This window comes from Paenibacillus sp. D2_2, from assembly GCF_031199965.1.
In the GTDB taxonomy this organism is placed as follows: Bacteria; Bacillota; Bacilli; order Paenibacillales; family Paenibacillaceae; genus Fontibacillus.
Window position 1 is genome coordinate 4,285,255 of record NZ_CP133605.1, and the last position, 11,601, is coordinate 4,296,855.

7 protein-coding genes, 1 pseudogene and 1 riboswitch are annotated in these 11,601 nt (G+C 45.6%); of the genes and pseudogenes, 2 read left to right on the forward strand and 6 right to left on the reverse strand.

Features of this window, described 5'->3' with window-relative positions; genetic code table 11:
• Nucleotides 1–35: 35 nt before the first annotated feature.
• Nucleotides 36–1,168: pseudogene (locus tag RE628_RS21960) on the reverse strand (outer membrane lipoprotein carrier protein LolA).
• Nucleotides 1,169–1,465: 297 nt separating this feature from the next.
• Nucleotides 1,466–1,643, forward strand: a riboswitch (M-box (ykoK) riboswitch).
• A gap of 350 nt (nt 1,644–1,993) precedes the next feature.
• On the opposite strand from RE628_RS21960, the gene mgtA reads away from it, so the two are divergent.
• Nucleotides 1,994–4,639 (forward strand): magnesium-translocating P-type ATPase, encoded by a 2,646-nt coding sequence (gene mgtA / locus RE628_RS21965; protein WP_309155033.1) that lies wholly within the window; start codon nt 1,994–1,996, stop codon nt 4,637–4,639.
• A 206-nt stretch (nt 4,640–4,845) separates the two neighbouring features.
• On the forward strand, nt 4,846–4,986 hold the full coding sequence (locus RE628_RS21970; protein ID WP_309155034.1) for a tryptophanyl-tRNA synthetase: 141 nt from the start codon (nt 4,846–4,848) through the stop codon (nt 4,984–4,986).
• A 65-nt stretch (nt 4,987–5,051) separates the two neighbouring features.
• Here RE628_RS21970 and RE628_RS21975 read toward each other — a convergent pair whose 3' ends face one another.
• The 5 genes from RE628_RS21975 to RE628_RS21995 form a co-directional block, all read right to left on the reverse strand.
• Nucleotides 5,052–5,249 carry an S-layer homology domain-containing protein gene (locus RE628_RS21975; protein WP_309155035.1) on the reverse strand — a complete coding sequence of 66 codons (198 nt, stop codon included), beginning with the start codon at nt 5,247–5,249 and terminating at the stop codon, nt 5,052–5,054.
• Nucleotides 5,231–9,628 carry an S-layer homology domain-containing protein gene (locus RE628_RS21980; protein WP_309155036.1) on the reverse strand — a complete coding sequence of 1,466 codons (4,398 nt, stop codon included), beginning with the start codon at nt 9,626–9,628 and terminating at the stop codon, nt 5,231–5,233. Before RE628_RS21980 ends, RE628_RS21975 begins: the two co-directional genes overlap by 19 nt.
• Before the next feature lie 56 nt (nt 9,629–9,684).
• Nucleotides 9,685–10,617, reverse strand: a complete 933-nt coding sequence (locus RE628_RS21985; RefSeq protein WP_309155037.1) for a lamin tail domain-containing protein — start codon at nt 10,615–10,617, stop codon at nt 9,685–9,687.
• A gap of 29 nt (nt 10,618–10,646) precedes the next feature.
• Nucleotides 10,647–11,063: a hypothetical protein gene (locus tag RE628_RS21990; RefSeq protein WP_309155038.1), complete on the reverse strand. Its 417-nt coding sequence runs from the start codon at nt 11,061–11,063 to the stop codon at nt 10,647–10,649.
• 242 nt (nt 11,064–11,305) lie between these two features.
• Entirely contained in the window at nt 11,306–11,539 is a 234-nt protein-coding gene (locus tag RE628_RS21995; protein ID WP_309155039.1) for a hypothetical protein, read from the reverse strand.
• Nucleotides 11,540–11,601: the final 62 nt, after the last annotated feature.

Sequence of the window (11,601 nt, forward strand, 5' to 3'; positions counted from 1 at the left end):
TCGTCGGGCTAAACCGTATACCGCCTTTTTTGCCATTATTTACCTGTCTGATCCTGCATCGAGGATGCGATCTTCACCATCTCTGTAACAGGTAGATTATCACTTGTAATTCGGAATTCAAGTCCATCAATCGTCCAGGTCAAGGTCTGCAAATCATCGCCTGTGAGCCACCCCGTCGTGAAGCCCAGGTCTACCACTTCACTTTGAACAAGCGATGTAGCTCGATCGGCCGCTCTTGTCTCAGTGATCGTATATTGATAGGCCCCATCATATCTTTGTATGACAATACTGCGATCACTGTCTTCCGTTGCCTTACTGTCCTTATATATTACTCCTTCTGGGTAATAAGTCGGAACTATGACTCCGAACGGTTCTGACAGTGCAGGCAAAGATGGTTCTTCTGTCCCTTGTCCTCCCACCGCAGCGTCCGGTGAATCTGTTCCCATTCCTGCCCCTGTCTCATCAGCCGACGGTACCTTCTCGATCAGCATTCCGTTCTCATCAACCTCAAGCAAGGTACCCTTCGAATCCTGTGCGGCTTTTTCTAAGTTACGCTGCATATCAAATGACTTGTCATCGAATTTGGGATTAAAGTCAAACTTATCGAACTTCACTTGTACAACAACTTTAGCCTGGGCATCCGATACCTGAACCTGCTTCGGAGCATAGTTCTCTTTGCTCAGCCAAATCTTCTGGCGTACTAAAGCATGGGTATTGTAATTCGCCGCTACATCGAATACATAATTGTCCTTATCACTTACAAACTGCCTTGAGCTATCGCTTAGAATGCTGCGTATCAACGTCTGGTACAAATACACCTGGCCTTGATTCTCCGGCCAGTCACTTTGGAAGCGGAAGCTCTTGTTGAGGCTCGGCGTCAGTACATAGACGCCCTGATCGTTGCGTAGCACGATCTGAGTGACATTTTTCTGGGCGTTCGTGAGTGCTATCCGGTAGTACGATGGCTTCTGATGCCATACCTCCACCTTGTATTCCTGTGGAGTATCACCGGTATACAAGGTCATCGTCCCTGAAGTCTGGTAGCTCTCTAATTTAGTTACGACTTTGTCCAAATCCTTAACGACACCTGCGGCGTCTTTTTCCCGCATGCGGTCATTACGATGCTAAACACTATTATGATAGTCAGCATCCACGTGATCCGACGCATGAGATCATCCCCTCTGCAGTTTGATTTCCTAAACTGATACATGTCTATGAGGGAACTTGGCCGATTATGCAGACTAGCTTGACAAGCCGGAGAGGGCTGTACATAAATCAGGCGAATACAAGGGCAACGACTGATCTAAAAACGATGAAATAGCCTATAGAACAGTTTGTAGGAGTACAGCATACTGTATGTCAGATCATTCAATTTGGCTTTCAGCATTCATTTTTCATTCGATTTAATACAAAAAAAGATGTTGACAAATGAAAAAATAAGGTCTACGATGACGTTGGAAATTAAAGACGTCCTCGTTAGGTGAGGCTCCTATATAAACACAGGCCACTGCCCAGAAATATCGAAAGATGCCTATGGGTAGAACAGGGATTGCCGGATTAAGGCTTTTCATAAGGTGGCTAAGAGGTCGAAGCTCGACTTTCTTTACGTTGTATAGTGCCAAAACTCGACTAGGGGGAAGCAGGCTCAGTTTATTTGTGTGTCTACTAATCCCTCTAGGTGAATGCCTGGAGGGTTTTTTAATGCAAAAGGGGGAACAAACAGTGGACAGTAGTCCGAGTTATCGATTATGTAAATTCACTTTCAAATCTGTACTGGGGGAGATACGTTCACTTGCCCTCCTATCAATACCTTACTTATTCCTCCCGCGAAAAAAATCTTTTCTCAAGGGTCTATTTAAGTACGCGTATATGACATGGTAATGCATCGGAACGGTTCAGATCAGGCTCTCTCTGGAAACAGAGAGGGCCTTTTTTTGTGTCCTCCCAACTGAACTGAGTAAGCGGCGTATCGTACGCCCAAGGAGGAATTGTTATGAACAAATTGAACAAGTTGAAAAAAGACAAAATGACGAAAGAAATTGCTGAACGTCTCATTCAAGCATCGATTTCTATGGAAGAGGATATTCTGGATGATCTCCAGACCCAGCATCAAGGACTTAGTGAAGCGGAAGCTAAAAAAAGACTTGAGACAACCGGAAAAAATGAGATTGCCCACGATAAGACACCAGCTTGGTATATCCAACTGCTTGCCTGCTTTAAAAATCCGTTTATTCTGATCTTGCTATTCCTGGCTGCATTCTCCTATTTCATGGACGATGATATTGAAGCGGTCGTCATCATCACTACGATGGTTACCATCAGCGTTATCATTACATTTACGCAAGAGTTTCGTTCGTCGCGGACAGCAGAGAAACTAAAGGCGATGGTTAAAACAACCTCAGCCGTGACCCGTCAATCGGCACAAAAAGAAATCGATATGGAGCTTCTAGTACCTGGCGACATTATTCATTTATCGGCAGGCGACATGGTACCTGCTGATGTAAGGCTACTCCAGTCTAAAGATTTACACGTTGGTGAATCAGCTCTGACCGGGGAAGCTATGCCTGTTGAGAAGTTGGATACAATTCCGCGCGGAACATTAAAGATGTATAACAAGCCGCATAATAAACCGCTGAATGCTCTAGAGCTTAACAATATTTGTTATATGGGCACCAATATCATCAGTGGTTCGGCCACCGGCGTTGTCTTATCGACCGGATCCGATACTTACTTCGGATCGATGGCCAGTACACTTGTCGGAAAACCGCCTCTCACTAGCTTTGATAAAGGCATTAAGAGCATTACCTTCGTCCTGGTTCGCTTTATGATGATCATGGTTCCTATTATTTTTGTCATCAATGGGTTCACCAAAGGGGACTGGTGGGACGCCCTCTTGTTTGGCTTATCAATTGCAGTAGGATTGACCCCAGAAATGTTGCCTGTAGTTGTCGCCGGAAATCTCGCTAAGGGTGCAGCTACCATGGCTAAAAATAAAGTGGTTGTGAAGCGCCTTAATGCGATCCAAAACTTAGGCGCGATGGATATTCTGTGCACCGATAAAACGGGAACATTAACCCAAGATAAAATTATTCTCGAAAAGCATCTAGACATTACAGGCAATGAAAATAAGAAGGTGCTAGAATACGCGTATTTGAACAGCCATCATCAAACCGGACTTAAAAATCTGCTCGACGTCGCCGTGCTGGAGCATGCCGAGCTTAACCAAATTACAGGAGTAGAGGATAACTATATTAAAATCGATGAAATTCCATTTGATTTTAACCGCCGTCGCATGTCGGTCGTGCTTGAGAAAAAAGGAAACGGCCACACCCTAGTCTGTAAGGGAGCGATGGAAGAAGTACTTGGTATCTGTTCATATGTAGAGGAGAACGGAGCATATATCCCATTGACTGAGGAATATATCAACAAAGTACAAAGCCTCGTCGATCACATGAATCATGACGGCTTGCGGGTACTTGCTGTTGCCGTAAAACATAGCGGAGCCAGAGAAGAAGCCTACGGTGTAGCGGATGAGAAGGAGCTTGTTCTTGTCGGCTTCCTTGCTTTCCTTGATCCACCAAAGGAAACTGCCAAAACAGCCATTCTTGCCCTTAAAGAAAACGGCATCGAAGTAAAGGTAATCACAGGCGATAATGAAGCAGTTACCAGAAAGGTTTGTAAAGATGTAGGAATTAAGATCAACGATTTGCTGCTAGGCAGCGCCATTGATGAATTAACAGATGAACAGCTTGCTGAAGTTGCAGAGCGGACAACGGTATTTGCCAAGGTGAATCCATTGCAAAAAGCAAGAATCGTTCGGGTATTAAAGAGCAAGGGGCATACTGTCGGCTTTATGGGAGACGGAATCAATGACGCCGTATCTTTAAAAGAAGCAGATGTAGGGATTTCCGTAGATACGGCCGTCGATATTGCTAAGGAATCTGCAGATATTATTCTGCTCGAGAAGAGCTTAATGGTCTTGGAGCAAGGCGTCATTCAAGGTCGTATCACCTTCGGCAACATGATCAAATATATCAAAATGACAGCGAGCTCGAACTTCGGAAATGTGTTCAGCGTGCTGGTTGCTAGCGCCTTTATTCCTTTTCTTCCGATGCTGCCTATTCATTTGCTGATTCAAAATTTGTTTTATGATATTTCGCAGCTCTCCATCCCTTGGGATCGAATGGATAAAGAATATTTGCGTAAGCCACAAAAATGGAATGCTAAATCTGTTAGCCGATTCATGATATTTATTGGTCCGATCAGTTCCATTTTTGATATCACAACCTATGCATTAATGTGGTATATCTTCTCGGCGAACTCCATCGATCATCAAACTCTGTTCCAATCTGGATGGTTTATTGAAGGTTTGCTGTCACAAACGCTCATCGTTCACATGATCCGGACCGAGAAAATACCGTTCTTGCAAAGCAGAGCCAGTGCCCCTGTCATTCTGTTAACCGCTTTGATCATGGGATTGGGTATTTTCATTCCATTCAGCAGCTTCGGATCTAGCCTCGGTCTTGAGCCATTGCCGATGAGTTATTTCCCTTGGCTCGTAGTAACCTTGTTGTGCTACTGCGTGTTAACCCAAATTATCAAGAAGTGGTATATCCGTAAATTCAACGATTGGCTGTAAGTCATATCTGAATTACTCTAGCAGCCTTAGTTCGATCAACTGCCGAACTAGGGCTGCTTCCGGATATTTGTCCAATCTACGCCTATCATCATGCTTTCCGGCCCGAAGGGGCTGCCGAGATTCACGCTGAATGCACTAAAGGAACGATCGGTTGTACCGAGTGCAAGGAGCGACTTTGCACAGCGCTGAACATCCTGTTGGAACCAATGCGTGAACGCCGTTCCTTCTACGAATCCAGACCAGGTGATGTTGATGATATACTCGGCTCGGGAACACGCAAGGCCTGTGAGATCGCCCGAGAGACCATGCAGGAAGTTCGAGAAGCGATGGGTATGAACTATTTCTGATATACGAAAAAAGAGGGTGTCCCCGGGCCATGGTCATGGCTTGAAGGGACACCCTCTTTGATTGATTATCGGTTCATAGCAACATAGATCATTTTAGCAACTTCCGCACGAGTAAGCTCGCCCTGCGGGTCAAATTGATGATTGCCTTTGCCATTGATGATATTTTGCGCCTGCAGACGATTGACCGCTTCCTTCGCCCAAGCTGAGATCTCAGCGCTATCTGTGAAGACCGTATCTACCGTGCCTACCGAAGATTTATGCAAGTAGACATCCAGCGGTCAATAACAACAGCCGCTTCCTCACGCGTAATCTCTGCCTGAGGACGGAATGCTCCTCCGCTTCCTTGGATTAGTCCAAGCTCTGCAGCCACTGTCACATAACCTCCGTAGTAGGTGTTCAAGGCTACATCATTAAATGGCGAAGCTCCTTCTTTCGCTTGCACCCCCGATGCCCGGACGAGAAGCGTGACGAAGTCGGCACGGCTAATCTTCTGATTTGGCTGGAAATGCTGCGAATCAACGCCGGTGATCACATGCTTGGCCGTCAGCTTCTGAATGAAATCCTGGGCCCAGTTACCTATTACATCCGCAAAAGTCTTATGGTACTCAAGTACAGCGAATGATGATAGCTGATCGGTTGTAAATTCCAGGCTGCCTTGATCAAAGGTACAGCCTAAATATGCAGATTGACCGCCAGAAATCCGATAAATACCGGCATAGTCCCAGTTAAGCTGTTCTGGAGCGAGTGTTCTCTTTACCTTAACTGGTCCACCAAGACGCTCAATTGGTATCTCTTGGCCTGCTTTCACGGCAATCATTCGCAGTGTATAGACAAGACCCGCGGAGCGATAATCTGGATTACTGTTTAAAACTTTTTGTAAATCAGTTTGAAGAGATGCATTGGTAATCGTCTCGATATACAAAGTGACCTTATCCGCTTCGATTGCATCGCTCGTCAGTGACGTTGCAGGAATCGTGAGACTAACAGACCCGGCTTCAATTCGAATCATCAGCTTGCGCTGTTGTAATTGTCCTAATAGTGCTGCGTCCAAATCAAGCTTGGCCGTCTCACCCGCACCCTGCAATTGAATTAGGATTGTTCCATCTGCGGCTTGGAACGCTTGCTCCAGAACTGGCTTACTGACAAAATAAGCGCCATCTTTACCCGCTTCAGCTACAATAACTCCATCTTTCAGCTGGCTTAGGGGATCCGGATTTGGGGTACTTCCTCCATTGTTGCCTGAGCCCGGAGTTGATGTTCCCGGATTTGGAATTGGGTCTGGCTTCGGATCAGGATCAGGACGACTTGGCTCTGTTGCGCTCCCTGTATAGAATCCCCAGATATCGGATGTAGCACTGCCGCTGAACCCGTCATTCGCTCTAGCATACCACTGGTAATAACGGTCGGATGTTAGACCGTTCCAGGTTACTGAAGCATTTGTACCGCTCTCTACCTGCACCTTTTGTCCGATAAGCTGATCAGTATAAACCTTAACGCCGATATAATCTGTGGCGACACGCTTCATCTTCGGCTGCAGATCAAGATCCAGTGAGAACTCGTCTTTACCCGGGTATATCTCCGGGTCATAATAGTTGTAATTATCCAGGTAAGGAGAATAAGTCTTAATGTGTAGCTTATTATTTTGCATATCGAACTGCATCAAGCGGATATATCCCAGTCCACCCTCCTCTGCACCTTGATAATCGGCGAGCATTTGATATACCTTACGATCACTCACTCCATCTCCATCATCATCCAACTCATCGACTTTCAGCTGTGCATCATGATAATGGCCGCTTAAGGCCGCAATTACGTTCTTGTTAGGTTTAATGACCTTCTCGAAGATTTGATCCGCGATTGGAGCACGATTGTTCGATACGAGCAAGTATTCATGCAAGGCCAGAATCGCCTTTCTCTCCGGATATTTCGCGACGACCTGATTCATCCATTCGATCTCTTTGTCACCCAGTCCCCAGCCCATATAGACGATGATAAAATCATTGCCACCTGCAGATACAAGATCATAGTGACCGCGGTTATTATCGTACGAGCCGGCGAATGTCGGCATCTTCTTGAATCTGTCCTCCCCAAAGTATTTCCAGTAGTTTGTATAGTCATTTTGTTGGTGGCCTACATCATGATTGCCAGCCAGTACGCCATAAGGAATGTTGGCATCCTCAAGCACCTTCATATCCTTATCCGCTTCTAGCCACTGATATTCCTGGTACTCCTTATCAACGATATCCCCGGTGTGAATCACGTATTTCAATTTGATCTTATCCTTATTTTCGGCGATCCACTGCACATTCTTCTGATAAATATACGGATAGTCCTGTGAGTAATACTGTGTATCCGACATCCATAAGAAAGAGAAATCATAAGGATCATCACTGACCGGCCCTGATTTTGAGGCAGCAGCGATCTCATCTTGAATCATGATCTGTATCGTATTGGCTTTCGCCTGTTTGATCATGTAGTCGCCTGCGAGAACAGTAGCGCTAAGCTCGAAATCCTCTGTTCCAGCAATCTTGTAGACAAGCTGCTTCCATTGCTGAGCAGGCTCGCTCCAAGCATACAGACTCACTTTCCGTCCTTCAAGAGAATGCCCGTTCCATACAATATCTACTTGGTCGGACGGCTTGATAGACGGATCCAAAGTAATCTCATAACGCTGATATGGGAACTGATCCACTGCATCATTCACCAAATACTTACCGTCTACCGCGCGGATATCTTCATATTCCTGTGCAGTCAAAGCTTGCTCACCTTGCGGAACCATCATCTTTGGCGGTTCGGTATCGGAGGAATTCTTATAACCTGTGAATCCCTCCGAACGGTTTCCGTCATATTTAAATCCTCGATAGAAGGATACATCCATCGGATCTTCAGTCGGGTCCGTCACTTTCACAGTCAGATCTGGATGAAGCGATACCTTCTCCTGGCCCTGCTGCGGAGATACAAGCTCCGGCTGGTTCGGATTCTCATTCGGCACACTAAAGCGAATAGTCTTTTGCGACTTATTGCCCACTTTATCGGCGGCTTCCAGGAAGAGAACATGCTCTCCACCCTTTAATTTCCCGGACGAAGTGGCATAAGGCAAGGCAATGGATTGATCATCCAGCTTCGCATCAAGCCGATCTAACCCTGCTCCGTGATCCTCCGCACTCGCATCGATTGTGAACTCACCGCGATATTCCTTACCATCCTCCACAGTTGCCTGAATGGAAGGAGCGGTATTATCAACAATAACCGTAGACGTTAATTCATCGGTGTTATGCAGCAGCTCAACAGTATGCTCTCCATCGGCTACTTTACGGGTATCCCATGAATAAGCCTTGGACTTAAGCATCTCTGGCGTCAAATTGAACTGGAAGCCAATCCATTCTTGTTTGCCGGAGCTGTCTCCCATCTTGATCTCTTTATCGCGTACCGCATATTTTGGATCCCATATTTCTGTGCCATCGGCGAGAAGCAGCCTGACATTTTTAATCTCGAAATCATCCTTGTTCTCCTCGACCCGATCGTCAAATGGCGAGGACTTGGAGCCGGAGCGAATATATATAATATTATCGTCTCCCAATTGCAGGCGACTAGCATCAATCGGGAATGATAGTGTCGTGTAACTGGTGATTGGATCCATGAATGTATATAAGATCGTCTTGTCTTTTAATGCTGGATCGCCCATCGTAATCGCATTTTTAAAATAATAATCCACACTGTTCGCTTCAAATACGAAGTAAGCGTCCTGCTCGAGCGCCGGGAAAGTATTCTGCTTGTTCAAGGCTTGTCCATCTACGCGAAGCTGCAATTCATCCGGACCTGCTTGTTCGGCTGTACCTTTGATCGTCAACTCTCCGTGGACAACCTCCCCATCCTTCACATTCAGACGAAGCGGTGAATGATCCGGACCGCCCACCACGTTAACCCGTATTGGGTTAGACTGAATCTCATTCGTACCGTCCGAGACTACGAAATAGTATTCAATATAGGAGCGACCGATTAAATCGGCTGATGTTAATTTATAGTGATACAGCTTGTCGTTATAGTCCTCTGTCAAATTATGTCCAACGTAATCCGTCTGCTTGTCGGAGTGAATAAATACCTGCACAGAGGCGATCTGCCGATCATCCTTGGCAAAGGCCTTCAAATGGAGCGTATCCGCCTGATCAACTTCAGTCACTCCAGTCATGTCTTCTAATTCCGGTTTGATCGTATCTGGAACCACATGAACCGGAACAGCCGGGACCTGAGCAGGATCTACCGTGCCAGGGGTAGGTGCATTGATGCCTGAGCTAACTTTAATCATTGTCGTACTGCCATCTACAGGATATTTGAACTCAATTGCCTTATCTTCTTTCGTCTCATCTCCCACAGTTCCGCCATCATAGAGTATAGCGCTGTTATAATAAGCGGCTGAGACTTCTCGCTCCGTATTCGTCTTGATCACGACGCCTCTGGAGCCTGAGTTGGCCATTCCATCGCTCTGAATCTGGAATAGATTATCATTCAGTACTAAATTGGTATGATAGAAATTGTTGAAATCGTCTACTGTATAATCGCTGTTCATGCTATTGATGATCCAGAAGACCACCGACTTCTGAGCTGGAATTACAAAATCAGATTTGGTCGAGGCCCACTTCACGTCTGATCCAACGCCCTTATCAGGATAGCGATAGTAGATTTTATAATTATTGAAGTTTACTGGTTGATCGGTATTATTATATATTTCGATAAATTCATAAGCATCGGAAGAAGTCCCGGTACATTCGTTGAGTTCGGTACAAGCTCTGTCACCAGCAATTGAGGGGCTTGATCCGCGTTAAATTCCGGGGTATTCACGTTTACAGAATAGCTCTCTACCGTGCTTCTAACACGGATCTTATAATCTAGTTTGGACTCTACCAGAGCAACTGCCGGAATCGTAGCGCGATACTGCTCGCCGCCGGAATTGCTCATAGTAATCATTGTATAACGCGCTTGTGCAGGCGTCTTGTACAGTAACTGGACTTCCGGAATAGGATTGACACCATCGTTAAGGTTCTTCACAATGGCCAAGATCTCCAAGTCCTTTACATTTACAGTTCCTACCGGAGAGTGAATAATCTCAGGCAGAGTTCCCTGCGACCTCTGAGTCAACTGTTCATCCTGCACAATCCCTGGTGTTGCCGGGTTCTTCCCGGCGGTTGGAAGCAAGACCATGTCCGTGCTGTTCGTATCCGGAAGCTGGTACTCGATCCCCTTATTTACCGAGACATGTTCTTTATCGTAAGAAGCTGAGACGATCACACTGTTATCAACTACACTACGGATTTGAATATTGCGGGATGCGGTATTGGCCATCCCCCCGTTACCATTGATCCGGAATAGATTGACCCCTTCTACAAGATCAGCAGCCGCATTGAAATTACGGATAAAGTCCCTCTCATCAATCGTCTCGTTCACCCCATTCATAATCCAGAATACAATAGGTGAACGTGCTGGAATCGAGATACTAGAAGCCGGTGTCCATTTGTCTTTATTGTTATAATAGAAGTAATAGTCCTGACCGAATTGAATCGTCTTGTCCGTATTGTTATATACCTCTACATATTCATAAGCATCCGAGCCAGACACATTGTCCGTATCCGGCACTAGCTCCGTGATTAACAGTTTGGGAGAGCTTAGCCTCTCTCTATCCCTACGCTTGTCTGCTGCAGTTCAACGTGGTATGTCTCCGACTGAACTGGCGCTCCGTCCTGTTCAGTCACTTCAATATAATAATCGAGCTGCTGACCGTCTAGCTTATCCGCCGGGATAACAGCCTGATATGTACTCTCTTCTATCCAATCTAGTGAAATCGAAGCTTGAGGTTGTGCATCGACGACATAATACACCGCTGCCGTTACTGCTTGTCCCTCACTAGTAATAGCAGCATCAATCGTATAATCCTGCTGCTTATATGCAGTAGTAGGGACATGATTGATCTGCAATTCCATTTCCATTGCCTTCGCCAATCCAGCTGGAACGACCAGTCCTAACAGTAAGCAGCTCATAACGAGCAATGAAATCCACCGTGTGCTTCGTACTAAAATCTTCAAGATCCTAACACTCTCCTTAGTCCGTAATGTAAGCTAGTTTAATACCTTGGCATTTCTAATAGGGTACTATTGGTGTATTTGGACAGTATTATGAAAGTGTTAAAAATAGATTTACTAAAAACTTTATGATATATCAGAAATTCATAGAATTGGCTCTTCCTCAAAAACAAAACCTGCGGATATATGCTCCGCCGGTTTTGCACTCAATCTTAATATATTCTACGTGTCCTTCTTACGGATCCTTATAACAAAAGGATAATAGCCAGCAAATCGAATAATACGAGCGGTAAAATGAAGGGGAAGAAAGTAGCGTGCGCCTTGCTGCCCTTATGATGAACCCCGCTCACCTTGAGATACACCTTCTTATCCGAGACTTTGATGATCGTCCCATACAGAACTGCGCCCGTCTTCATCTTAATTTTAACACGTTTATTCACATATTTACGGGCTTGCTTATATCCGACTGGTGTCGCCAAATGTGCCTCACCTCCTGTAGTGTTGGCACAATATATGCGCATATCCCCAGGGAAGTGTGGGC

Bases quoted from the DNA above. Each gene is read 5' to 3' on its own strand.
- mgtA (WP_309155033.1), top strand. From the start codon at position 1,994: ATGAACAAATTGAACAAGTTGAAAAAAGACAAAATGACGAAAGAAATT.
- RE628_RS21970 (WP_309155034.1), top strand. From the start codon at position 4,846: ATGCGTGAACGCCGTTCCTTCTACGAATCCAGACCAGGTGATGTTGAT.